Source organism: Streptosporangium pseudovulgare (assembly GCF_014648055.1).
Lineage (GTDB): Bacteria > Actinomycetota > Actinomycetes > Streptosporangiales > Streptosporangiaceae > Streptosporangium > Streptosporangium pseudovulgare.
Map to the genome: position 1 here is coordinate 208,169 of NZ_BMQJ01000012.1, position 23,951 is coordinate 232,119.

General features: G+C 72.9%; 17 protein-coding genes. 9 read left to right on the forward strand and 8 right to left on the reverse strand.

What is annotated here, in order from left to right; genetic code table 11:
- The first annotated feature begins 25 nt into the window (after window positions 1-25).
- The 4 genes from IEZ10_RS23695 (at window position 26) to IEZ10_RS23710 (ending at window position 5,519) form a co-directional block, all read left to right on the forward strand.
- Entirely contained in the window at window positions 26-1,063 is a 1,038-nt protein-coding gene (locus IEZ10_RS23695) for a hypothetical protein (protein WP_189248699.1), read from the forward strand.
- Window positions 1,064-1,385: 322 nt separating this feature from the next.
- The gene (gene murA / locus IEZ10_RS23700; protein ID WP_189248700.1) at window positions 1,386-2,654 is read left to right on the forward strand and encodes a UDP-N-acetylglucosamine 1-carboxyvinyltransferase; all 1,269 of its coding nucleotides are present in this window, start codon (window positions 1,386-1,388) and stop codon (window positions 2,652-2,654) included.
- Between the two features lie 225 nt (window positions 2,655-2,879).
- Complete coding sequence (locus tag IEZ10_RS23705; RefSeq protein ID WP_189248701.1) at window positions 2,880-4,169, forward strand: GTP cyclohydrolase IIa; 1,290 nt, start codon at window positions 2,880-2,882, stop codon at window positions 4,167-4,169.
- 408 nt (window positions 4,170-4,577) lie between these two features.
- Window positions 4,578-5,519: an EamA family transporter gene (locus IEZ10_RS23710; RefSeq protein ID WP_189248702.1), complete on the forward strand. Its 942-nt coding sequence runs from the start codon at window positions 4,578-4,580 to the stop codon at window positions 5,517-5,519.
- A 187-nt stretch (window positions 5,520-5,706) separates the two neighbouring features.
- Here the strand turns inward: IEZ10_RS23710 and hisC are convergent, their stop codons facing one another.
- The gene (hisC, locus tag IEZ10_RS23715; RefSeq protein ID WP_189248703.1) at window positions 5,707-6,768 is read right to left on the reverse strand and encodes a histidinol-phosphate transaminase; all 1,062 of its coding nucleotides are present in this window, start codon (window positions 6,766-6,768) and stop codon (window positions 5,707-5,709) included.
- Window positions 6,769-6,870: 102 nt separating this feature from the next.
- Here hisC and IEZ10_RS23720 point away from each other — a divergent pair, with 102 nt between their 5' ends.
- Window positions 6,871-7,497 carry a Uma2 family endonuclease gene (locus tag IEZ10_RS23720; RefSeq protein WP_189248704.1) on the forward strand — a complete coding sequence of 209 codons (627 nt, stop codon included), beginning with the start codon at window positions 6,871-6,873 and terminating at the stop codon, window positions 7,495-7,497.
- A gap of 128 nt (window positions 7,498-7,625) precedes the next feature.
- Here IEZ10_RS23720 and IEZ10_RS23725 read toward each other — a convergent pair whose 3' ends face one another.
- The 5 genes from IEZ10_RS23725 to IEZ10_RS23745 form a co-directional block, all read right to left on the reverse strand.
- On the reverse strand, window positions 7,626-8,291 hold the full coding sequence (locus IEZ10_RS23725) for an NUDIX hydrolase (protein WP_189248705.1): 666 nt from the start codon (window positions 8,289-8,291) through the stop codon (window positions 7,626-7,628).
- Between the two features lie 19 nt (window positions 8,292-8,310).
- Window positions 8,311-10,155 (reverse strand): DUF4434 domain-containing protein, encoded by a 1,845-nt coding sequence (locus IEZ10_RS23730; RefSeq protein WP_189248706.1) that lies wholly within the window; start codon window positions 10,153-10,155, stop codon window positions 8,311-8,313.
- A gap of 69 nt (window positions 10,156-10,224) precedes the next feature.
- Window positions 10,225-11,313 (reverse strand): glycosyltransferase, encoded by a 1,089-nt coding sequence (locus IEZ10_RS23735; protein ID WP_189248707.1) that lies wholly within the window; start codon window positions 11,311-11,313, stop codon window positions 10,225-10,227.
- Between the two features lie 18 nt (window positions 11,314-11,331).
- Window positions 11,332-12,549 (reverse strand): nucleotide sugar dehydrogenase, encoded by a 1,218-nt coding sequence (locus IEZ10_RS23740; protein WP_229811581.1) that lies wholly within the window; start codon window positions 12,547-12,549, stop codon window positions 11,332-11,334.
- Between the two features lie 240 nt (window positions 12,550-12,789).
- Entirely contained in the window at window positions 12,790-14,460 is a 1,671-nt protein-coding gene (locus tag IEZ10_RS23745) for a glycosyltransferase family 4 protein (RefSeq protein WP_189248708.1), read from the reverse strand.
- 56 nt (window positions 14,461-14,516) lie between these two features.
- Here IEZ10_RS23745 and wecB point away from each other — a divergent pair, with 56 nt between their 5' ends.
- The 4 genes from wecB to IEZ10_RS23765 all read left to right on the forward strand — a co-directional run bounded on the left by wecB (window position 14,517) and on the right by IEZ10_RS23765 (window position 21,522).
- Entirely contained in the window at window positions 14,517-15,674 is a 1,158-nt protein-coding gene (gene wecB / locus IEZ10_RS23750) for a non-hydrolyzing UDP-N-acetylglucosamine 2-epimerase (RefSeq protein WP_373287412.1), read from the forward strand.
- A 197-nt stretch (window positions 15,675-15,871) separates the two neighbouring features.
- Window positions 15,872-17,929 (forward strand): glycosyltransferase family protein, encoded by a 2,058-nt coding sequence (locus IEZ10_RS23755; protein WP_189248709.1) that lies wholly within the window; start codon window positions 15,872-15,874, stop codon window positions 17,927-17,929.
- A gap of 285 nt (window positions 17,930-18,214) precedes the next feature.
- On the forward strand, window positions 18,215-19,342 hold the full coding sequence (locus IEZ10_RS23760) for an epoxide hydrolase family protein (RefSeq protein WP_189248710.1): 1,128 nt from the start codon (window positions 18,215-18,217) through the stop codon (window positions 19,340-19,342).
- Window positions 19,343-19,785: 443 nt separating this feature from the next.
- A complete protein-coding gene (locus IEZ10_RS23765; RefSeq protein WP_189248711.1) occupies window positions 19,786-21,522 on the forward strand; it encodes a DEAD/DEAH box helicase in 1,737 nt (578 codons plus the stop codon).
- A 51-nt stretch (window positions 21,523-21,573) separates the two neighbouring features.
- Here the strand turns inward: IEZ10_RS23765 and IEZ10_RS23770 are convergent, their stop codons facing one another.
- Both IEZ10_RS23770 and ccmA read right to left on the reverse strand, forming a co-directional pair.
- A complete protein-coding gene (locus tag IEZ10_RS23770) occupies window positions 21,574-23,067 on the reverse strand; it encodes a DUF6297 family protein (protein ID WP_189248712.1) in 1,494 nt (497 codons plus the stop codon).
- Entirely contained in the window at window positions 23,064-23,810 is a 747-nt protein-coding gene (gene ccmA / locus IEZ10_RS23775; RefSeq protein WP_189248713.1) for a heme ABC exporter ATP-binding protein CcmA, read from the reverse strand. The genes IEZ10_RS23770 and ccmA overlap by 4 nt, the downstream gene beginning before the upstream one ends.
- Window positions 23,811-23,951: the final 141 nt, after the last annotated feature.

The window sequence follows — 23,951 nt, forward strand, 5'->3', positions numbered from 1 at the left end:
CCGCCGCGCCCCCCTCGGAGGAACGATGACGCTCGACTCCCCGGTGTCGCTCGAACGGATCGGTGACACCGGCGTGCTGCGCTGGCCGGGCACCTGGCGGGTGTACGTCGCCACGCGCAGCGAGGAGATCAGGGCCGACGCCGAGCGCGCCCTGGCCCTGCGTGACGAGGCGGGCCAGCTCGTCTCGGTCGGCGAGGGCATCGGCACCCACCTGGCCCGCGCGGAGACCTACGCCCGCAGCAGGCACGGGCTGCGGCGCTGGCTGACCGGCCAGGCCGTCGAGGGCGCCTGGTCCAACATCAACAGCGCGACCGTCATGCTGTATGGCGTGCTGCCCACGGTGGAGCTGTGCGGCAGGTGCCCGGAGGTGGTGGCGATCGGCCGGGCCTACCTCCCCGCCGACGACCCCCGCCTGGTGCACCTGCAGGCCAGGCTCGCCGCCGGCGACCTGGGCGAGGACGACAGGCCGCTGATGCAGTCGGTGCTGCGCGCCGCCTACACCGCCCAGGCCATGGAGACGGGGCGGGTCCGCAGCTTCCGCAACCTGCTGCTCGCCGGGGTGATGATGCTCACCCTGCTCGTGCTGGGCGTGGTCGCCGTCGGCGCGATCTGGCCCGAGGTCGTCCCGATGTGCGGGAACCAGGCGGTGGTCCAGGCCCAGGGGCTGATGCCCGCGCAGATCTGCCCGACCGGCGGGCGCAGCCCGGGCCACGGCGACGTCCCGCTCGTCGCCCTGGTCGGGATGCTGGGCGCGGCGCTGGCCACCGCGGCCTCGCTGTCCACCCGGTCGGAGCAGTCCACCCGTTACTCGCTGGCCGTGGTGCAGAACCTCCTCAAGGCGCCGGCCGGGGTCGCCACGGCCGTGCTCGGCCTGCTGATCCTGAACTCCGGCTTCGTCCCCGGTTTCGCCGGGCTCGGCTCGCAGCCGGCGATCCTGGTGTGGGCCATGGCGTTCGGGTACGGCCAGCAACTCGTCACCCGCTTCGTCGACCAGCGCGCCGACACCCTGTTGTCGGCCGCCTCCCCGCTGACCCCCGCCGCGCGGGGGACGCGGGCGGCGTGAATAAAATCGGGGCGGTGAAGCACGTGCCCCGGGGCTGGCTCCCGTGACCCCCGGTCACCTCCGCGCCGTCCCGCCGGCCGTGCCGGACGACCCCCGCGAAAGACCCTCGTACCGCCCTTCCGTTCCCCCCGGACCGGCGAGCGGACGCGTGACCCTCACCCGGAGTCCACGCGCCCTCCGACTGTTCGGCCTTTCAAGGGGTAGTTCCCGCACGAAGCGGCCTGTTCAGGGACATCCAGCGGCTACTGTTGGCCGGTAGCCGCCCCGGCTGTCGCGCTTCGCCGTAGACGTACAACCGCCCCACCTGCAAGGAGCATTACGAATGGTCCGTTACCGCGTGCGCGGTGGCAATCCCCTCCGTGGAACCGCCTTCATCCAGGGAGCCAAGAACGCCGTCCTTCCGATGATCGGCGCCGCGCTCCTGGCGGCCAAGGGCCGCACCGTGCTGCGCAACGTGCCGATCATCGAGGACGTCCGCCGCGCGGTCGAACTGGCCGAGGCGATCGGCGCGAAGGTCGAGCTCCACGAGGCGGAGCGCACGCTGGTCATCGACGCCTCCACGCTGACGAGCCCGGTGCTGCCCGCGGAGATCGCCCGCCGCTTCCGCGGCTCGGTGCTGTTCGTGCCCGCGCTGCTGCACCGCCTCGGCGAGGCCGTCATCGAGGGCGTCGGCGGGTGCAACCTCGGCAGCCGCAACCTCGACTTCCACTACCTGGGCTACAAGCGCCTCGGCGCGGTGGTGGACGAGGGCGACGCCGTCATCCACGTCAAGGCCGCCGGCTTCACCGGCGCCACCCTCTACCTCGACACCCCCTCGCACACCGGCACCGAGAACCTCATCATGGCGGGCGTCCTCGGGCGCGGCACCACCGTGATCGAGAACGCGGCGCTGGAGCCCGAGGTCCTCGACGTGATCGAAATGCTGACCCGGATGGGCGCGAAGATCAGCGGCGGTGGGACCGGCTTCATCACCGTCGAGGGCGTGGAGGAGCTGCAGGCCGTCGAGCACACCGTGATGCCCGACCGTCTCGACGCGGGCGTGTTCGCCATGGCGGCGGCCGTCACCGGCGGCGAGGTCAACCTGGTCGGCGCCGACCTCGACCACCTCGGTGTGGTCCGCTACAAGCTGGAGCAGATGGGGGTGGAGTTCGCCGACCACGGCGCGGTGCTCCACGTGCGCCGGGACCGCCCGCTGCGCCCGATCAACGTCATCACCGACACCTACCCCGGCTTCGCCACCGACCTGCAGTCGCCGATCATGACGGTCGCCTGCCTCGCCGACGGTGCCAGCTACATTCACGAGCGCATTTTCGACGGCCGGTTCGCGTTGGCCTCCGAGCTGAACAAGATGGGCGCCGACATCGAGGTCAAGGAGAACAGCGCGGTCGTCCGCGGCGCCACTCCGCTGACCGGAACGTCGGTGACCGCGCACGACCTCCGTTCGGGAATCGCCCTCGTGCTCGCCGGTCTGGCCGCCGAAGGGGAGACCGTCATCGAATCCGGATATCTCATCGACCGCGGCCACTCATATCTCGCCGACCGTATGCAGGCCCTGGGCGGCGATGTGACCCGGGAGATTTCTCCCGCGTAATCGCCGGGTTCACACCTCCCCTGAAACCATGCTGACCTGTGTAAACGACGGAAGTAAGGGGTTTACCCCCGAACTTGCCTCCAGAATTGACATCAAATCGGGCGTGACATTACGGCCTTCACCAGCGATCGTTCCAAAAGAGAGCCGAAACAAACGGATGGCATGATGGGACGAACATTGGTCGAGCGAGCTGAAGAAGCTCCACGAGTGTCACGCCCGGGTGCCATGACACCGGACCTCACTATCGGTGTCGTGGGACCCCATGACCTCGTCGAGCGAGTGATGTTGATGGGACACGCGGCGGCCCCGCTGCCCTGTCGCCTGGTAGCCGCTGCATACCGGGACGAGCAGGAGGCCTCCGACAAGGTCAATCGTTTGGGAGCGGGGGTGGACGCCTGCCTGTTCGCCAGTCCCGTCCCCTACGACCTGGCCCGGCGTTCGGGGGTGCTGACGATGCCCGCGACGTACGTCCAGCTCGGCGGCGCCGCCCTGATCGCCGCGCTGGCGAGGGCGGCGCTGGACGAGCGGATCGACCCCCGCCGGGTCAGCGTGGACGTGTTGAGCCGGGCCGACGTCGAGGAGGCCTACGCCGACCTCGGCCTACCCGCGGGCGAGGTGCACAGCCGCGACGAGCCCGGGGCCGCCGGGACGATCACGGCCTTCCACGAGCGTCTCGTCCGCCAGGGCCTCAGCACCGGCGCGCTGACGTGCCTGCCCGCGGTCGCCGACCGCCTGCAGGCGGCGGGGGTGCCGACGATCAGGATCCGCCCGACCTCCGCGGCGATCCGTACGGCGCTGCACACCGCGACCCTGCTGGGCGCCCACCACCGGCTGGAGGAGTCGCAGCTCACCGTGATCCTGGTGGAGGTGCCCACGCTGCGCGAGCCGGTCCGCCGGGCCGCGCCGCGCCACTGGCGGGACGAGCTGCGGCTGTCGCTGCACCGGCTGCTGGTGCAGGAGGCCAACCGGATCAACGCGGCGGTGACCCCGGTCGACGACCACAGCTACATGGTGACCGCGACGCGGGGTTCGGTGGCCACGGCGACCGAGGGGTTCCGGGTGCTGCCGTTCGCCGCCCGGGTGCGCGAGGAGCTGGGTCTGGCGGTGGAGGTGGGGGTCGGCATGGGCCGTACCGCCCACGACGCCGAGGCCCACGCCCGCGCGGCCATGGCGCGCACGCAGGCGGGCAAGCAGGCGCAGGGCTTCGCGGTGGACCGCGAGGGCAGGGCGCTGGTCCCGGCGCCGCGGATGCCTCCCCAGAGCGGCGGGCAGCTCAAGCCGAAGGGCGTGGAGGTGCTGGCCAGGCTGGCGGCCAAGCTGGAGGGCGGGGACACGGTGGTGGACGCGGAGAGCGCGGGCAAGATGCTCGGCGTCACCCCGCGGACGGCACGGCGGTTGCTGCGCACGCTGGTGGACGAGGGACTCGCGTGGCCGCTTCCGCCGAACCGCACCCCCCAGCCGGGCCGGCCCCGCCAGCTGTACCGGTTGATCGTGGAGAAGCTCGGCGGTCACTGAGGCGGGCACCGAGCCGGCCGTCGAGCGGTCGCCGCGTGGTCGTCCGCGTGGTCGTCCGAGTGGTCACCGTGCGGTCGCTGTGCGGTCGTCCGCGTGGTCGCCGAGCCCCTGCGGCCTTCCGCGGCCGGGTGGCCCCGCCCTCGCACGGCGGGGTCCCCGGGCTCCGCGGTTCACCCCCGGGCCCGGTGGCTTCCTTCCGCGCCCGGCGACTTCCCGGAGCCCGGTGGTTCCGGGGTTCCGGGGGTCTGATGGTTCCGGGGGTCACGGGGGCCCGGTGGTTCGTCTCCAGGCTTCATGACTTCCCCGGATCCGGCGGTTCACTCATGATCCGGCGACTGGCCCCTCGCCCGTCTCAATGTCTGAAATATGTGGCATGACGATCGGGCGCAGGGGCTATTGTCATGCGTCATGAGCCGTGACACTGCTGTCGGCCCCCGGCCGCTCCTCGTGTGGGGAGCGCTCGCGATCGTGTACGTCGTGTGGGGGTCCACCTACCTGGGGATCAGGTTCGCCATCGAGACGATCCCGCCGCTGAGCAGTGGCGCGATGCGCTTCCTGGTGGCCTCCCCGATCCTGGCGCTCGCGGTGCTCGCGCTGCGGGGACGGCGGGCCTTCCGGATGACCGCGAAGGAGGCCGGCGGGGCCGCGCTGGTGGGGCTGCTGCTGCTGACCGGCGGCAACGGCATGGTCGCGGTGGCCGAGCAGCACATCTCCAGCGGGCTGGCCGCGCTGCTGGTGGCCTCGGTGCCGCTGTGGCTGGTCATCCTGCGGCTCATCGCCAGGGACCGGCCGCGGGCGCTGACGCTCGGCGGGGTGCTGCTGGGATTCTGCGGGGTGGCCGGGCTGTCGCTGACCGGCGGGGGCGGTTCGGGCGACGGCGTGGGGATCGCCGTCATCCTGTTCGGGTCGCTGTCGTGGACGGTCGGATCGTTCCTGTCGGCCAGGATCCCGATGCCCGCCGACCCCTTCGCCGCGAGCGCGGTCGAGATGGCCGCGGGCGGCGCCGGGCTGGTGCTGGTCGCCTCGGTCATGGGCGAGCACGTGGACTTCGGGGCCATCTCGGGGGCGTCCTGGGCGGGGCTGGCCTACCTGGTCGCGATGGGCTCCCTGGTGGGCTTCACGGCCTACGTCTGGCTGCTGGGCAACGCCCCGATCTCACTCGTCTCCACCTACGCCTACGTCAACCCGGCGGTGGCGGTCGCCCTGGGCGCCCTCGTCATGCACGAGGCGGTCACCGTCCCGATGCTCGTGGCGGGCTTGGTGATCGTCCTGGGCGTGGCCCTGGTGGTCTCCACCGAGCGCCGCGGCCGGGCGCGGGTGGCCGCCGAGGAGGAGCCGGCGGCCGCCTAGCGGCGCGCCGGAACGGGGCCGTACGCGGCGGGCGCGGGCCGTACACGGACCATGCGGGCCCGCACACGGCGGGCGCGGGCCGTACACGGATCACGCGAGCCGTACACGGCGGGCGCGGGCCGTGCGCGCCGGCCGTGGGGCCGTGGGTTTCGCCGCGGGCCCGGCGGAGCGGGCCCGCGGCGGGTCGTCAGGCCTTCTGGAACACCTCGGCGACGGAGAGGAAGGTGTCGTTGGCATCGGGGGAGCCGATGGAGATCCGCGCCCCCTCCTCCGCGAACGGGCGCACCGCCACGCCCTCGGCCGCGCAGGCCTCGGCGAAGGCCGTCGTGCGCTCGCCCAGGCGGAGCCAGACGAAGTTGGCCTCGGTGACGGGCACCTCCCAGCCCTGGCCGATCAGGCTCTCGCGGACCCGGGTGCGCTCCTTGACCACGGCCTCCACCCGCTCCAGCAGCTCGTCCTCGGCCGCGAGCGAGGCGACCGCGGCGGCCTGCGCGAGGTGGCTGACCGCGAAGGGCACCATCGTCTTGCGCACGGCGGAGGCCACCGGCTCGTCGGCGATGAGGTAGCCCACCCGGAGCCCGGCCAGGCCGTACGCCTTGGAGAAGGTGCGCAGCACGGCGACGTTGGGCCGGGACCGGTAGTAGGTGAGGCCGTCGGGCACGTCGGCGTCCCTGACGTACTCCCGGTAGGCCTCGTCGAGGATGACCAGCACGTCCTCGGGGACGCGGTCCAGGAACGCCTCCAGCTCGGCCGAGTGGACGGCCGTGCCGGTGGGGTTGTTGGGGTTGCAGACGAGCACCATGCGGGTCCGCGGGGTGATCGCCTCGGCCATGGCGTCCAGGTCGTGCGACTCGCCCGCCAGCGGGACCCGTACCGAGGTCGTCCCGGCGAGGTCGGCCAGCAGCGGGTACGCCTCGAACGACCGCCAGGCGTAGACCACCTCGGCGCCCGGCTCGCCCACGGTCTCGAAGAGCTGCTGGGCCACCGCCACCGAGCCGCCGCCGAGCGCGACGTGCTCCGGCGGCACGCCGTACCGCTCGGCCAGGGCGTTGGTCAGGCCGGTCGCGGCCGGGTCGGGGTAGCGGTGGATCTCCGTGGCCGCCTTCGCGACCGCCTCGACCACCGAGGGCAGCGGCTCGTAGGGGGATTCGTTCGAGGACAGCTTGTAGGACCGGCCGTCGGGCGAGACGACGGCCTTGCCCGCCTTGTAGGCGGGCATGGTGTCCAGGATGGCGCGGAAACGAGGCATGCTCTTACTTTAGGAGGATCGCCCGGCTGGGAGAACGGCGGGCGCACGGGGCATGATCCTGGAACACTGGAGGTGAGAGGCTTGCCCGACCGGGAGGACGACATGAGCATCGCACCGCCGCACGTGGCCGAGGCCCCCGATGCCGACATATCCGAAACGGAACCCCTGCCGTCCTGGGTCATCCCGCCCGCGGGAGGCTTCACCGCCGATGACCTGGACCGGTTGAGGGGACTCCCCCCGCACACCGAGCTGATCGATGGCACTCTCGTCTTCGTGAGCCCCCAGACCAACTTCCACGCGCTGGTGATGTTCCTTCTGGAGCGTGAGCTTCGCCGGGCCGCTCCCGCGGACCTGCGCGTCCGCAGGGAGATGACCGTGACGCTCGGAAAGCGGCAGCGGCCGGAGCCGGATCTCATCGTGATCCGCGGGGAGGCCGTCGAGGACATGCGGCAGACGACCTACCGGCCGGAAGATGTGCTCCTGGCCGTCGAGGTCGTCTCCGCCGAGTCCGAGATCCGCGACCGCGAGCGCAAGCCGCAACTGTACGCGGGGGCGGGCATTCCCCATTTCTGGCGGGTGGAGTTCACCGAGGGCCGCCCGGTGGTCTACGTCTACGAGCTCGACCCGGCCACGCGGACCTACGGGATCGCCGGCGTCCACCACGACCGGCTGAAGGTCGGCATCCCCTTCGACATCGACATCGATCTGGGGGAGATCGACGAGCTCTGACCGCCGTCAGGCGCCGAGGACCGAACGGCGGGGGCTCCGTCCGTCTCCCCGGCCCTGCGTGACCGGGGCTCACGTCCGGGCGACGCCGTCCGTGTCGTCACCGCCCGTCCTTCGTGGAGCCGGTGAGGTCAGTCCTTCAGGGAGCGGAGCATCGGGGGGTGCAGCAGCGTCGCCGGGCCGCGGCGGTAGAGCTTGGCGGGGCGGCCGCCGTCGCGGGTGGTGGTGCGGCCGGTCGGCACCAGGAAGCCCTCCGCCCGGGTGACCTTCCGGTGGAAGTTGCGCGGGTCCAGGGGACGGTCCCAGACGATCTCGTAGACCCGGCGCAGTTCGGCGACGGTGAACTCCGGGGGGCAGAACGCCGCGCCCAGCGGGGTGTACTCCAGCTTGCTGCGGGCGCGCTCGACCCCGTCGACCATGATGCGCCGGTGGTCGAAGGCCATGTCGCGCAGCGAGGAGACGGGCTCCCAACTCATGTGCGCCTCGGTGGAGGCCGGCAGGTCGGGGGCGAGGCCGAGGTAGGCGACGCTCAGCACGCGCTGGCGCGGGTCGCGGTCGGGGTAGCCGTAGGTCTGGAGCTGCTCCAGGTGGACCGGGGCGCCGGGCAGGCCGGCCCGTTCTGCGAGGATCCGCGCCGCGGCGGCCGGGAGGTCCTCGTCGAGCTGAATGAATCCGCCGGACAGGGCCCAGCGTCCTTCGGATGGGGGCCTGTCGCGGCGCCAGACGAGCGCGCTCAGCGCCTGGCAGCGCACCGTGAGGACGACCAGGTCCACGCTGACGGGAATGCGCGGCACCATGCCAGGCACGTTACACCGGTCAGAGGTCGACGCGGACGTGCAGCGCCTCGGCGGCGGCCCGTCCGTCGGGGGCGGCGACCTCGACCTCCACCCACTGGCCGGGCGGCACCTGGGTCCAGTCGAAGGGGATCCACGCCGTCTCCATCCGGGCGGGCTGGTTCGGCGGGGGCGGGTTGAGGTTCACCCCGGCCACCTCGACGACCTTGGGGGTCTCCTGTCCCTCCCAGGTCAGGGTGACCTTCGCGCCGATCGGCATGTTGTAGCCCCGGATCTCCACGCCGTCCTGGATGTCACGCGGCCGGCGGACGGCGTCCACCGGGATGGGCCGGTTCCAGTCGCGGGTGACCTCCTCCGACAGCGACGGCGAGCCGCAGGTGAAGAAGTCGCTCCACATGTAGGAGACGATCTTGGAGACGTAGCGGCCGGCCTGGGTCACGGCCGCGTCGAGCCGCTTCTTGTCGGTACGGCCGCGGTCGCCGGTCCGTACCTCGCAGGGCTCGCCCTTCGACGGCTCGAACGCCTCCACGTTGGCCCACAGCTGCACGTTGTAGCCCTGCTCGGCCATCCGGTCGCGGGCCGCGGACATCTCCCGGTAGTAGTCGCGGGTCGAGCCGTGGTAGGCGGTGCCGTTGTCGGCCTCCCCCACGACCGGGCGCAGCCGTTCGTCCACCTTCTCGTCGCGCTCGTCGGGCCAGAACAGCCCGACCTTGCCGGTGCCGCGGCTGTCCTGCGGGGCGATGATGCCGACCCCGGTCCTGGCGAGGGCCTCGAACCCCCGGGCGACCTCCTTGGGGGTGGCGCTGAACGGCAGCCTCTTGCGGGCGTCGAGGTAGGGGCTGACGAGGATGGGCCTGCCCGGCATCTCCTGCTCGACGATCTCGTGCTGGGAGGCGTAGACCCGCAGCGTCGGGTGGTCCTTCTTCGCCTCCTCCGGATCGTTGGACCCCGAGTAGCGCATGTCGCGCATCTGCACCTCGAACGGCTGATAGAAGCCGCCCAGCGAGGCCCGGTCGCCGAAGCGGTCGCCGTAGTCCTGCAGGATGCGCCGGGTGAGGGTGGTCAGGGTGTTCGTGCCCTGCTTGGCGGCCCTGGACTGCAGCGCCGGGTCACGCGGGGCCAGCGGCAGCGCGGGGAAGACCTTCACCCCGAACTGGTCGCCGAGGTCGAGCAGCTCGGTGAGGCTGTCCTGCTCCGCCGCGGCGATCAGGATCACGTGGTAGCCGCGGCCCTTGGTCCTGATGTTGTCGCAGGTCGGGTCGTCGCTGCCGTCCTCGTTGACGATGAGGCGGTAGAAGACGGTCTTGCCGACGGGGATCTTCCGCTCGAACTCCGGGCAGCGGAACAGGCCGGGGCCGAACGCCTCGTCGGTGCGGTAGACGAACGTCCAGCTCACCCGGTTGCCGGGGTTGGCGGCCTTGAGGTCGCGCTCGGCCGCGGCCTCGCAGGGCAGCCCGTCCTCCACGCACGGCTCGTAGCGGGGGTCGACCTCCTCGCCGTTCTTGTCCAGGACGCGGCCCTCGTCGTCGACGCGGCGGGCCTGCAGGCCCCAGCCGATCCGGATCACGGTGTCGCCGCCCAGCCGGTGGATGGCGGCGAACTGCCGCCGCCAGGTGCAGTGGTCGGCCGTGGGGATGAGCCAGTAGCCGGTCACCGCGTACGGCGTGGGCATGGCCGTGTCGAACGTTCCACAGGGGTCGGTGAACTCGGCCTTCGGGGCGGGGGTCGAGGGGGTCCGTGCGGGGACCGACGACGCGATCGGCGTCCTGTCGCCGGTCGCCTTCTCGTCGTCCCGGGGGAGGACCAGGACGACCGCCGCCACCACCGCGAGGATCGCCACGCCGAGCAGAGCGGTGAACCAGCGCACGATCAGGACACTACCGTTCTTGTGATCAGGCGGACGTAAACCATTTCGCCGTGCAACCCGTACAAGCGGTCAGTTCTTGACGCCGCCCCACTCTTCCAGTTGGGCCACGAAGCGGCGGGCGGAGTTCGGCCAGTGATGGTTCGCACGGGCCGCCGCATACCCCCGGGCGCCCATGGCATGCCGTTCGCGGGAGTCGTTCCGGAGGAACAGCACGGCGTCGGCGACCGCCCTGGGGTCGTTCCAGGGCACGACCACGCCGCTGTCGTAGCGTTCGACCAGCTCCACCGCGCGCGGCGAGGGCGTGGTGATGACGGGGACCCCGTGGGCCATGTACTCCACGATCTTCGTCGGCATGGAGTGGCGGTAGTTGGGCTCGTCGTGCAGGAGCGACAGGCCGGCCATCGCGCCGTCGAGCCGCTTGAGCGCCTCGTCGTTCGGCATGAAGTCGCGCCACTCCAGCACCCCCTCGGCCACCGCCGCGTTCAGCGCCGGCCGGGACTGCGGGTCGGCGTAGCCGATCAGCTCGACCGTCACCCGATGCGGCCGCAGCAGCCGGGCCGCCTCGATGGCGTCGTGCACCCCGCGCGCCTCCGACAGCCAGCCGAGGTAGACGACGCGGTCGTCGCCCGGCGTGGTCACCGCGTCGGGCACCCAGGTCTCGTTCGGGACGACCAGGTGGGTGCGGCTGAACCGGCCGGCGTAGGCGCTCTCGGCCAGCAGCAGGTGCAGGTGCCGCTCGGCGACGCCTTCGAACGTGCGGGCCAGGAACCGTACCGGGGGCCGCAGGAACGCGGGCAGCCAGGGCTTCAGCGACAGGGTCGCCGGGGTGTCCTCGTGGACGTCCCAGACCACTGGGGGCCGCCGTCGCACGCCCGCGACCGCGAGCAGCAGCTCGGGGTCGTGGATCACGACCAGGTCGACCTGGTCGCGCATGCGTTTGAACACCTTGCGGGCGGCGCGTACGGCGGACAGGCGCCTGCGCTCCGCCGCCCGGGGCAGGTCGACGCCGTTCACCCACGACCGGGCCATGACACCCCGCGCGGTGTACGGCGCGGCGTACGTGACCTCATGACCGGCATCGACGAGTGCCCGGATCTGCCGGTGCAGGATCCGGGCGTCCTCGGGGTGATGCACCACCGTCATGACGAGCACGTGCACTGCGCGCAGCCTCCGCCGTCAGAGTCGCTCGACGCGTTCACCCTCGGCGAGCACGCCGCGGGTGTCGAGCACGAGCCGGCCGTGGTCCTCGATGGTGGCGAGGTCGAAGGCGGCGTGCTGCTGCAGCAGCAGCGTCACGTCGGCCTCGGCGACCGCCCGGGCGAGGTCGTCCTCGCGCGGCACCTCCATGCCGTCCACCCGCCATTCCCTGACGTGGGGGTCGGCGAAGACCAGATCGGCGCCGAGCTCCAGCAGGGCCCGCGCGACCGGCAGGGCCGGGGTCTCCCGCTCGTCGGCGATGTCGGGCTTGTAGGTGACGCCGAGCAGCAGCACCCTGGCGCCGTTGACCGCCTTCTTGTGCCGGTTGAGCAGCCGCTGCACGCGGGCGACCACGTACGACGGCATCCGCTCGTTGATCTCCTGGGCCAGCTCCACGAACCGGAACGGGTAGCCCAGCTTGCGGACCGTGTAGGACAGGTACGACGGGTCCACCGGGATGCAGTGGCCGCCGACGCCCGGACCGGGCAGGAACTTCTGGAAGCCGAACGGCTTGGTGGCCGCGGCCTCGATGGACTCCCAGAGGTTGATCCCCAGCTCGTCGCAGAAGATCGCCATCTCGTTGACGAGGGCGATGTTGACGTGCCGGTAGGTGTTCTCCAGGAGCTTGGCCATCTCGGCCTCGCGGGTGCCGCTGACCGGCACGACCTGCTCGACGAACTGGGAGTAGAACCCGACCGCGCGGTCGCGGCAGGCGGCCGTGTAGCCGCCGACGACCTTGGGGGTGTTGCGCAGGCCGAACTTGGGGTTGCCCGGGTCGATGCGCTCGGGCGAGAAGGCGAGGTGGAAGTCGGTGCCCGCGGCGAGGCCGGAGGCCTCCAGGATCGGGCGGGCGACCTCGTCGGTGGTGCCGGGCCAGGTGGTGGACTCCAGGACGACCAGGGTGCCGGCGGAGAGGTTGCGGGCGACCGTGGCGGTGGCGCCCTCGACGGCGGACAGGTCGGGGCGGTGGTCCTCGTCCAGCGGGGTGGGCACGCAGATGACGACGGTGCGGCTGGCGGCCAGTACGGACTCGTCGAGGGTGGCGCGGAATCCGCCGGCCAGCATGTGGTCGAGGTCGGCGTCGGTGAGGTCGTCGATGTAGGAGCGGCCCGCGTTCAGGGCTTCGACTTTGGCGGGGTCGACTTCGAAGCCGACGACCCGCAGGCCCGCAGCCGCGGCCTCCTTGGCCAGGGGCATGCCGACATACCCGAGACCGATGACGGCCAGGTCGTAGACGCCCACGTCATGGGCCTCCTCGGCCACGCCCGCGAGGCTGCCCCGCCCGTCGGCGTGCTCGCTTCGCTCACTCACGGCGCGACCCTGGAATGCCGGAAACAACACTTCATGGTGGCAAAGGCTATCTCAAGTCGGAACGAGGCACGTCTAATGCGACTGAACGCCTCGTAAACGGCTGGTCATACAGCTCATGACGGGTGGTCATCGGTCGGTGAGGGATCGGTAGATCTCGCGGTAGGTCTCCGCGACCCGGCCCCACGTGCGCTTCGCCGCCACCTCGGCCCGTCCCGCCTCGCCCATGGCGGCCCGCCGTTCGGGGTCCTCGCGCAGCTCGGCGAGCGCGTCGGCGAGCGCCTCGGGGTCGCCCGGCGGGACCAGGAGGCCGGCGCCGTCGGAGCCCACCAGCTCCGACAGCGCGGGCAGGTCGCTCAGCACGACCGGTTTGCCGAGCGCCATCGCCTCGACCGGCTTCAGCGGCGTGACCAGTCGGCAGACCCGCAGATCCTCGCGGGGGCAGACGAAGATGTCGATGGCCGCCTGGGCCTGCAGCGCCTCGTCCGGGCCGACCCGGCCGGGCAGGATCGCGATGTCCTGCAAACCCAGCTCCTCGACCTGCTCCAGCAGCTCGGGCCGGGCGGCGCCGTCGCCGACGAGCAGGACCTTGATCGGGGTGCCCCGGTCGCGCAGCAGCGCGGCGGCGCTGATCATCGTGCCGAAGCCCTCGTAGCCCACGATGCTCGACACCGAGCCCATGATGATCTCGCCGGGCTCGATGCCGTAGGCGGCGCGGAAGGCGGGGCCGTCGTAGGAGGCGGTGAGCAGGGAGTCGTCCACCGCGTTGGGCGCGAGGTAGATCCTCTCCCGCGGCACGCCCCGGTCGACGATCTCGGTGGCCATGGTCTCGGCGAGGGTGACCACGGCGTCGGCCGAGCGCATGATGAACGCCTCGCGCTCGCGCTGCAGCACCTGCCGCTGGCTGCCGACCCGCTTGGGGTCGCGCGAGGCCCAGGTCTCCTCCAGGAAGCCGCGGACCTCGTAGACCAGGGGCGTGCCGGTCCGCTCGCGGGCGGCCAGCGCCACCGAGCCGTTGCGGTGGTCGGTCGCGGCGTGCAGCACCTGCGGGCGCAGCGTCCTGACCAGCTCGGTCACCTCGCCGGCGCCGCGGATCATCCGGCCGTGGCTCTCGAACGGCACCTCGCCGCTGGGCAGCAGCCGGTGGTAGGGGATCCCGTCGATCTCCTCGTACGGCTCGGCGTCGGCGTGGCCCTGCATCATCGGCCAGCCCCAGCTCGTCACGACGTGCGGGTCGAGCCCGGCGGCCTTCTGCGCGGTGACGATGCGGTGGGTCCGCACGGTGTAGCCCGCCTGGGTGTACGGCAGGGCGTTGGTGACGCAGTGCAGCACCCGCCCCTGGACGCGCTCGCCCACGATCACCTTGGGCTTGGGCGGGATCGGGTTCGGCTGGATGGCGGCCAGCTCGCCCGCGTAGTACGTCGCCCGGCGGTTGATGAAGGGGTACTTGGTGTACGGCTGCAGCACCGCGACGGCGTCGGTCATCCGGCCGGCGTCGAAGTGCTCCTTGGCGTCGTTCCAGGGGCCCTTGAGCACGCGCATGCCGAGCTTGCGGAACACGAACCTCGCCCGGCGCGCGGCGGGCCAGGCGACCTTGCCCACGACGGGGCGCAGCTTCGGCGGGAGGGTCTCCGCGGCGGCCTGGGCCACCCGGATCGGGTCGGACTTGACCTTGGCCGCGACGACGCGGGACACGATCACGGGGTGCTGGGCGAACCCCTTCAGCAGCCCGCCGAGACCGGCTCGGGCCGTCCTCGCGGATACCTTGGGGGACTCTGGCCTGCTGGCGTCGGATACCACGCCGTGACCGTACCATAGGCAACGTTTGACCTACTCCCGGATGAAAGGCGAGGTCAGTGACCACGGAGACGGCTTCGGCCCCCGAGGACCCGCTCGTCCTGCACGTGCTCGGCGCGCGGCCCAATTTCGTCAAGGCCGCCCCGGTCGTGCGGGCCCTCGCGGAGGTGGGGGTGCGCCAGGGCATCGTCCACACCGGCCAGCACTACGACGCCCTGATGTCGGACGTGTTCTTCGCCGACCTCGGCCTGCCCGAGCCGATCGCCAACCTCGGCGTCGGGTCCGGCTCGCACGCCCGCCAGACGGCGGCCCTGCTGACCGGCCTGGAGGAGGTGGTGCTGGCGCACCGCCCGGCGCTGGTCGTCGTCTACGGCGACGTGAACTCCACGCTCGCGGCGATCCTCGTCTGCGCCAAGCTGCAGATCCCGACCGCGCACGTCGAGGCGGGCCTGCGTTCCTTCGACCGGGGGATGCCCGAGGAGGTCAACCGGGTCGTCACCGACGCGCTGTCCGACATCCTCTTCGCCACCTCGTCCGACGCGCTCTCCCACCTGGCGAACGAGGGCGTGGACCCCGCCCGGGTGCACCTCGTCGGCAATCCGATGATCGACAGCCTGTTCTCCGCGCTGGACCGGCTCGATCCGGCCCCGGTCCGGGCGCGCCTCGGGCTCGGCGAGCGGTACGCCGTGGCGACCCTGCACCGCCCGGCCAACGTCGACGACCCGGCCGCGGCCAAGGAGCTGGTCGACGCCGTGCTGGCGGTGAGCGAGCGGCTGCCGGTCGTGGTGCCGCTGCACCCGCGCGGCCGGACCCGCCTGGCCGAGGCCGGCCTGGTGGACGGCGAGCGGCTGTCCATCGTCGATCCGCTCGGCTACGTCGACTTCCTGTCGCTGGTGCGCGGGGCGGCCCTGGTCGTCACCGACTCCGGCGGCGTGCAGGAGGAGACCACCATGCTCGGCGTGCCCTGCCTGACCGTGCGGCCCAACACCGAGCGGCCGGTCACCGTCACCCACGGCACCAACCGCCTGGTCACCCCGGCGGGGCTGCCCGCCGCCGCGGACCGGGCCCTGGCCGGCGGCGCCGCGACGCCGTCGGGCGAGCTGCCGCCGCTCTGGGACGGCAAGGCCGGTCCCCGGATCGCCCGGGTGATCGAGGCGTGGCTCGGCGGCCGGAACCTCTCCCCGGCGGCGCAGAACGAACCGCGCGACGCGCTGTGACGGGCGACGCGCTGTGACAGGCGGCGCGCCGTGACGGGCGCGGGCCGTACCGCGCGGCGTGCCGTGGCGGGCGGCGCGGGCTGCCGTACGGCGCGCCGTGGCGGGCGGGCCGTACTCCGCGAATCCCCGCAAAACGCCCATTTGATCACGGCGTAAGCCGTACGCTGGCACGACCCCGGACGAAGGCGACCGACCCCATGAGTGAGCAGACCCCCGAAGAGCCGAAGTACCAGCGTCTCGGACCGGTCAACTGGCTGCCCGAGGAGCGCAAGGTCATCGAGCGCTACGAAGAGCGCGTCCAGGACCTGGAGCGGCGGCTGGCCATCGCCGAGGCCCGCGCCGAGTACGCCCAGTGGAAGCTGGAGTCGACCAAGGTCCAGCGCCCCTACCGGGTGGCCGAGGCGCTGACCGGGTCCCGCGGGGCCGGGGTGGTGAACCTGCCGGGCAAGCTGCGCGGCGCGATGCGGCCCGGCCGCGCGCCCAAGGCGCCCCGGCCGGTGTCGGAGGTGATCGAGGAGGTCTCCAACCGGGGGCCCGTCGTGGACGTGCCGCAGGTGAAGTGGCCGTCCGGGCCGGTGAACCGGCCCGACCTGAAGGTCGCGGTCATCCTCGACGACTTCTCCCGCATGGCGTTCAAATACGAGTGGGACCAGATCGAGTTCGGGCTGCGCGACTGGCCGGAGATCTTCGCCGAGCGGCGGCCGGACATCCTGTTCGCCGAGTCGGCCTGGCACGGCAACCAGGGCCGCTGGCGCTACCAGATGACCGGGACGAACGCTCCCAAGCCGGAGCTGCGCGCGCTGATCGAGTGGTGCCGCGCCGAGGGGATCCCGACGGTCTTCTGGAACAAGGAGGACCCGCCGAACTTCGACTTCTTCATCGACACGGCCAAGCTGTTCGACTACGTCTTCACCTGCGACGGCGACATGGTGCCGCGCTACCGCGAGGTGCTCGGGCACGACCGGGTGGACGTCCTGCAGTTCGCGGCCCAGCCCCGGGTGCACAACCCGATCCAGGAGAAGCAGGGCCGCATCCACGACGTGGTCTTCGCGGGCATGTACTTCCGCGACAAGCATCCTGAGCGCCGCGAGCAGATGGAGACGGTCCTCGACCCGATCCGCGAGCTGGGCCTGCACATCTTCGCCCGCAACGGCACGGTGGACGAGAAGTACGCCTGGCCGGAGAAGTACGTCCCGCACATCGTGGGCGAGTTGCCCTACGACCGGATGCTGGCCGCGTACAAGATGTACAAGGTCTTCCTCAACGTGAACTCGGTGCTGCACTCGCCGACCATGTGCGCCCGGCGGGTCTTCGAGCTGTCGGCCTGCTCCACGCCGGTGGTCTCCGGCTGGTCCCGGGCCATCGAGGAGACCTTCGGCGACCTCGTCCCCATCGCCCACGACGAGCTGGAGTCCTACAACAACGTCCTGCACCTGATCAACAGCCCCGAGCTGCGCGCCCGCCGGGGGCACCTGGCCATGCGCGAGGTCTTCGACAAGCACCTGTTCACCCACCGGGTGGACCAGATCCTGGGCTTCCTCGGCCGGCCGGTGCAACCCCGGGCGCGGTCCGTCTCGGTGGTGCTGCCGACCAACCGGGCCTCGCAGATCGAACACGCCATCTCCTCGGTGGCCCGGCAGATCCACCGCCCGGTCCAGCTCGTCATGGTGCTGCACGGCCTGGACATCGACCCGGTCGTGGTCGCCGACAAGGCCCGCGTGGCGGGGGTCTCCGACGTCGTGGTGCTGGCCGCCGACGCGTCGATGTCGCTGGGCGCCTGCATGAACATGGGCATCGCCGCGGCCGAGGGCGAGCTGATCGCCAAGATGGACGACGACAACCTGTACGGCGAGCACTACCTGTCGGACCTCGTCCGCGCCTTCGACTACTCCGACGCCGAACTGGTCGGCAAGGGCGCCCACTACGCCTACTTCGAGTCCACCAACACCACGATGCTGCGCATGCCGGGCCTGGAGCACCGCTACGCCTGGCTGGTGCAGGGCGGCACCTTCCTCGGCAAGGCCGACATGTTCCGCCACTACGGCTTCGAGGACGTCACCCGGGGCGAGGACACCCGCCTGGTCAAGCGGCTGAAGGAGGACCGGGTCAAGATCTACTCCACCGACCGGTTCAACTTCGTCTACTGGCGCAGCGGCGACCCGACGATGCATACCTGGCAGCCCGACGACCACAAGCTCACCCGCGGCGCCCAGTTCTCCTTCGTCGGCCGCCCCGACGACCACGTGATGATCTGACCCGGGACCGCCCGGACACCGCGATCGCGGCCCGAGCCCCCGTATCGGATCCCGCCCATGGCACTCCCGCATGGGCGGGATCCGATGCGGGGGCTTTCCTTGTCGAGCTGCGACGCGGCCGGCCCGCGGTGATCACCGGTTCCGCCGACGGCCCGCGGTTCCCTGTCCGCCGGACCGGCTCGCTCCGGCATATTTGTGGAATGAAGCATTCCGTTCTGCTAATATTGGAACAGAACGATCCGCTCCGCAGGGCGGGTCGGTGAACCGCGAGAGAGGCACGCCGGCATGACGAACACCGAGATCCGCCGCTTCCACATCGACGTTCCGCAGGCCGACCTCGACGACCTCCGCGACCGGCTTCGCCGTACCCGCTGGAGTGGCGAGATCCCCGGCGCCGGCTGGAGCCGGGGCGTGCCGGTGGACTACCTGAAGGGGCTCGCCGACCACTGGGCGAACGGTTACGACTGGCGCGCCGCCGAGGCGAAGCTGAACGAGCTCCCGCAGTTCACCACCGAGGTGGACGGCCAGACGATCCACTTCGCCCACGTGCGGTCCGATGACGCCGACGCGCTCCCGCTGCTGCTCCTGCACGACTGGCCGGGCTCGTTCACCCAGTTCACCGAGGTCGTCGAGCCCCTGTCCAAGGAGTTCCACCTCGTCATCGCCTCGACCCCGGGCGTCGGCTTCGGCGGCCCGCTCACCGCCCCCGGCTGGAACACCGGGAAGATCGCGAGCGCGTTCGTCGAGGTGATGGACCGCCTCGGTTACGACCGCTACGGCGTGCAGGGCGGCGGCGGGGGCGCCTGGATCGCCGCCGAGATGGGCCGCCAGGTCCCCGGGCGCGTCGTCGGGATCCACCTGAACGGGCTGGTCACCTTCCCCTCCGACGACCCCGCCGACTTCGCCGGCCTGACCGGGGACGAGCAGGAGCGCCTGGCCCGGCTGCAGCACTTCCGCGACGACATGATGGGTTTCAACGTCATCCAGTCCACCCGCCCGCAGACCCTCGCGTACGGCCTGCACGACTCCCCCGTCGGGCAGCTCGCCTGGATCACCGAGAAGTTCAAGGAGTGGACGGACGCGGCGGCCGAGCTGCCCGAGGACGCCGTGGGCCGCGACAACCTGCTGACGAACGTCAGCGTCTACTGGTTCACCGGCACCGCCGGCTCCTCGGCGAACCTCTACTACGAGATGGCCCACGACCCGGCCGCCTGGGCTCCCAGGGAGCGCGGCACCGTCCCCACCGCCGTCGCGCTCGCCCGCACCACCGACATCACGGTCCGCCGGTTCGCCGAGCGCGACCACAACGTCACCCGGTGGACCGAGTTCGAGCGCGGTGGCAACTTCCTGTCCCTGGAGCGGCCGGAGCTGCTGGCCGGCGACGTCCGGGAGTTCTTCTCCGCGCTGCGCTGACCGGACGGCGAGCGCCCCGGTGCCCGGCCCTCCCCGGCCGGACACCGGGGCGCCGGCGTTCCGGGCCTCATCGGGACACCCGCCCCGGACGAACGCGCGGGGAGGTCAACTAGGCTGGGACCACCGATCCGGAGTTCGCCGCCGATGTCGTCTGTTCGACGTTCGTCCGGCGCGCGGCCGGGCATGTCATGGGACACGCACCCTGGCCCGCCCGTCACCACCGGATCGGCGGCGCCGGTCCCTTGAGGTGGGACCGGCCGACGGGTCCACCGGCGTTCGCGCCCGGCCGCTCACGACGGCCGCCGTCCGGGGAGGCGCGCCGTGACGGACCGGTGAAACCGGCGGTCCGGGGGCGCCCCGAAGACGGAGCATGCGGTCACGGGGTGGAACTTGTCGTCACCGTGAGCCCGTGCGCGTCCGTCCAGGAGTGAGGAAACCCGAGCATGACCACCCCGAATACCACCCCCGCGCCCGACGCGGACATGTCCGGCAACATCGCGTCCGGTTTCGCCGAGCTGGATCTGAGGCCCGAGATCCTGCGCGCGCTCTCCGGCCTGGGCTACGAGGAGCCCACGCCGATCCAGCGGGAGGCGATCCCGCCGCTGCTGGAGGGCCGCGACCTGCTCGGCCAGGCCGCGACGGGCACGGGCAAGACGGCGGCCTTCGCGCTCCCGGTGCTCCAGCGCCTCGACACCGCGGCCGAGAGGGAGGACCCGACGGCGCTGGTGCTGGTGCCCACCCGGGAGCTGGCCGTACAGGTGTCGGAGGCGTTCCACCACTACGGCCGCGAACTGGGCGCGCAGGTCCTGCCGATCTACGGCGGGCAGCCGATCGGGCGGCAGCTCCGCGCGCTGGACCGCGGGGTCGACGTCGTGATCGCCACGCCCGGACGCGCGCTCGACCACATCGGCCGCGGCACGCTCCGGCTGTCGAACCTGCGCATGGTCGTGCTGGACGAGGCCGACGAGATGCTCGACATGGGCTTCGCCGAGGACATCGAGGCGATCCTCCAGGAGACCCCCGAGAACCGCCAGACGGTGCTCTTCTCCGCCACGATGCCGCCGCGCATCAACGGCATCGCCCGCCGCCACCTGCAGGACCCGGTCCGGATCGAGATCGGGCGGGAGGCGCCCGCGCCGGGCGAGTCGCCGCTGGTGCGGCAGACCGCCTACGTGGTGCCCCGGGCGCACAAGCCCGCGGCGCTCGGCCGCCTGCTGGACGTGGAGTCGCCCACCGCCGCGATCGTCTTCTGCCGCACCCGCGACGAGGTGGACCAGCTCACCGAGACGCTGAACGGCCGCGGCTACCGCGCCGAGGCCCTGCACGGCGGGATGGGCCAGGAGCAGCGCGACCGCGTCATGGGACGGCTGCGCAGCGGCACGGCCGACCTGCTGGTGGCGACCGACGTGGCAGCGCGCGGCCTCGACATCGAGCAGCTCACCCACGTGGTGAACTACGACGTGCCCTCCGCGCCCGAGGCGTACGTGCACCGGATCGGCCGGGTCGGCCGGGCCGGCCGCGAGGGCGTGGCCATCACCCTGGCCGAGCCGCGCGAGCACCGGATGCTCAAGACCATCGAGCGGGTGACCAAGCGCCGGATCCCGGTCGAGAAGGTGCCGACCGTGGCGGACCTGCGCGCCCGGCAGCTGGAGATGACGCGCGCCGCGCTGCACGAGAGCCTGCTGGAGGACGACTTCGACCGCTTCCGCGTCGTGGTCGAGACCCTCACCGACGAGTTCGACATCATGGAGGTGGCGCTCGCCGCGGTGAAGCTGGCCCACGAGGCGAGCGGGGCCGCCGCCGACGAAGAGGAGATCCCCGAGGTCACCCTGCGGCCCGCCGAGGGCCGCGGCCGCCGCGACGGCATGGGCCGTGACGGCGGTCGGGACGGTGGCCGGGACGGCGGTCGCGAGCCACGGCGCGGGCCGCGGGCCGCCTCGGGCGGGATGACCCGCCTGTTCGTCGGCGCCGGGCGCAGCGCCGGCGTCCGGCCCCAGGACCTGGTCGGCGCGATCGCCGGCGAGACGGGCCTCAGCGGCCGGGACATCGGGGCGATCGAGATCTTCGACCGCTTCTCCCTGGTGGAGGTCCCGGACCCGGCGGCCGAGCAGGTGATCGCAGGTCTGCGGGGAAGCACCATCAAGGGCCGCCGGGCGACGGTCCGCCGCGAGCGCTACTAGGCTCCGGTGCGCTCCCCGGTCTTCGGGCCGGGGAGCGCCGCCGCCCGCCCCTCAGCCGCCGCGGCGCGCGCAGAGCAGGTAGGCGGCCAGGGCCGCCGCGCCGGTCAGCGCCTGCGCCGCCAGGAACGCGGCCGGCCCGGCGGAGCCGCCGGTCAGCGCCAGCGCCAGGGGCAGGCACCCGGCCACGGCCAGGTCGGCGCCGGTCAGGCCCCACAGCAGCGGCCCCGTGGGGACCGCGCCGCCGCCGGTGTCGATCACCGGCATCGAGTGGTCGACCGGCCGCCTGCGGGCCATCCGCAGCGCGGCCGCGGCCAGGGCGGGCGCCGCCGCCACGCCCAGGAGCAACCACGGGCCCGCCGGGAGCGCGCCCGCCAGCGTCAGCCCGCCCAGGGCGACGGCCAGCCAGGCCGCGCCCAGCAGCGCCGGCAGCAGCGCCCTGGCCGCCAGGACCGAACGGAACCCCGTCCCGAGAAGCCGGGCGAGGGCGGGGTCGTCGCCGTCGCGGCGCGCACCGGAGACGCCGGACGCCGCGGCGGCCAGCCCACCGGCGAGCACCGCCGCCGCGGTCAGCGGGGTGAGCCCGCCGGACGCCCGCGCGACCAGGGCCGGCAGTACGGCGACGCCGAACAGTACGGCGAGCCGTCCCGGCCGCCGGGCGAACCTGCGCCAGTCGTGCCACGCCGTCGCCAGCGGGGCGGGCAGTGACGGCCACGGCCGGGACCGCAGGCGGCGCCCGCGCCAGTGGACCTCCTCGGCGATCTCGGCCAGCAGGCTGGGGTCCAGACCGGTCGCCGCCCGCGTCACGTGCCCGGCCCGGGTGGAGGCCCCGAGCACGGCCCGCGCGGGCATCGCCGCCGTCGCCGCGCGGGCCCGCCGTACGAGCAGCGCGGCCACGGCGGCGGACGCCGCGGCGAGGGCCGCGCCGTACGCCGGGGGAGCGGAGGAGGCGGCGAGCAGCCACCGCCCCGCGCCGCCGAGCAGCGCGACCGCCGCGGCGGCGACCACCGTCACGGCGACGGCGGCCTGCAGCCACGAGTCCCACGTCTGCGACGCCTGGGCCATGACGGCCACGGCCATGCCCGCCGCGCTCGCCGCGAGGCCGAGCGCCACCGCCACGGCCAGCCGTACCACCGTCTGGTCGGGCGCCCCGAGCACGGCGAGCGCGGCCACCCCCAGCGTGATCCCGACCGGCACGCAGACCAGCGCGAGGATCCGCGTCGTCCGCCCCAGCACGGCCCGCCGGTCCAGCGGGGACAGCAGCAGCCAGGAGGCGTCCGGGGTGGGCAGGGCGACGGGACCGGCGACGCGGGCCAGGGCGAGGAACCCGGCGTAGGCCAGCAGGACCAGGGCGACCCCGGCCGCCGCCCGCGACGGGTCGCGCGGGTGACCGAACGCGGCCAGCGCGGAGGAGAGGGGCTCGGCGAGGACGGCGAGGATCATCACCAGCCCGAACCCGGCCACGTAGCGGTCCGACCAGCTCGCCCGCCCGCGCCGGGGACGGGCGAGTGCGCGCGCGGCCCGGACCGCGGCGGCGCCCTCGCTCATCGGGCCCTCCTCGTCGCGCGGCCGCCCGCCGTACCGGCGGTACGGCGGGCGGCCCGGCGTCCGGTCTTCCCGCGGCCGGCCGAGCCGTCCGCCGGGTCGTGCGTCGAGCCGTACGCCGCCGGGGCGTCGGTCAGCTCGACGCGGCGGGCTCCGGCGGCCTCGGCGAGCCCGGGGTCGTGGGTGGCCGCGACCACCGTCCGCCCCTCGGCCGCGTAGCCGGCCAGGAGGGCCGCCAGGCGCTCGCGGAAGTCGGCGTCGAGCCCGCGCTCCGGCTCGTCGAGCAGCAGCAGCCGGCTCGGGCGGAGCAGCGCCGCGGCGAGGGAGAGCCGCTGGCGCTGGCCGGTGGACAGGTTCTGCGGCACCGTGTCGGCGCGGTCGCGCAGGCCGAAGGTCTCCAGCGCCTCCCCGGCGTCCATCCGCGGGGCGGGATGGACCGCGCGCACCAGCTCCAGGTGCTCCCGCGCCGTCAGGCCGGGATACCACGCCGGTTCGTCGGCGGCCAGCACCACATCGCGCCAGAACGCCGGGGTGTCGCGGGGTGGGCCACCGAGGACGGTGATCTCCCCCTCGTCGGGCGACTGCAGGCCGGCCAGGCAGCGCAGCAGGGTCGACTTGCCCACGCCGTTCGGCCCCGTCACGGCGACGATCTCCCCTGCCGCGGCCGTCAGCCCGATGCCGCGCAGCACCGGATTCCCGCCGAGGTCCACCCGCAGACCGCGGAGCATGATGATCGGTTCGGTCACCGTTCGACCCTAGCCAAGGACGGGACACGGCGTGCTCCGGCCGATGGGCGCCTCGGTCCCCGTGGCGGACGGCGGACCGGGCGGCACGGTTTCGGCTCGTACGGGCCCGGGCCCGGTCCCGTCCCCGCGGCCCGGACGACG

Bases quoted from the DNA above. Each gene is read 5' to 3' on its own strand.
- IEZ10_RS23770 (WP_189248712.1), bottom strand. From the start codon at position 23,067: ATGAGCGAGGGCGCCGCCGCGGTCCGGGCCGCGCGCGCACTCGCCCGT.
- IEZ10_RS23765 (WP_189248711.1), top strand. From the start codon at position 19,786: ATGACCACCCCGAATACCACCCCCGCGCCCGACGCGGACATGTCCGGC.
- IEZ10_RS23725 (WP_189248705.1), bottom strand. From the start codon at position 8,291: ATGGTGCCGCGCATTCCCGTCAGCGTGGACCTGGTCGTCCTCACGGTG.
- IEZ10_RS23695 (WP_189248699.1), top strand. From the start codon at position 26: ATGACGCTCGACTCCCCGGTGTCGCTCGAACGGATCGGTGACACCGGC.
- IEZ10_RS23760 (WP_189248710.1), top strand. From the start codon at position 18,215: ATGACGAACACCGAGATCCGCCGCTTCCACATCGACGTTCCGCAGGCC.
- IEZ10_RS23720 (WP_189248704.1), top strand. From the start codon at position 6,871: ATGAGCATCGCACCGCCGCACGTGGCCGAGGCCCCCGATGCCGACATA.
- murA (WP_189248700.1), top strand. From the start codon at position 1,386: ATGGTCCGTTACCGCGTGCGCGGTGGCAATCCCCTCCGTGGAACCGCC.
- IEZ10_RS23710 (WP_189248702.1), top strand. From the start codon at position 4,578: ATGAGCCGTGACACTGCTGTCGGCCCCCGGCCGCTCCTCGTGTGGGGA.
- IEZ10_RS23705 (WP_189248701.1), top strand. From the start codon at position 2,880: ATGACACCGGACCTCACTATCGGTGTCGTGGGACCCCATGACCTCGTC.
- IEZ10_RS23755 (WP_189248709.1), top strand. From the start codon at position 15,872: ATGAGTGAGCAGACCCCCGAAGAGCCGAAGTACCAGCGTCTCGGACCG.
- IEZ10_RS23740 (WP_229811581.1), bottom strand. From the start codon at position 12,549: ATGCCCCTGGCCAAGGAGGCCGCGGCTGCGGGCCTGCGGGTCGTCGGC.
- hisC (WP_189248703.1), bottom strand. From the start codon at position 6,768: ATGCCTCGTTTCCGCGCCATCCTGGACACCATGCCCGCCTACAAGGCG.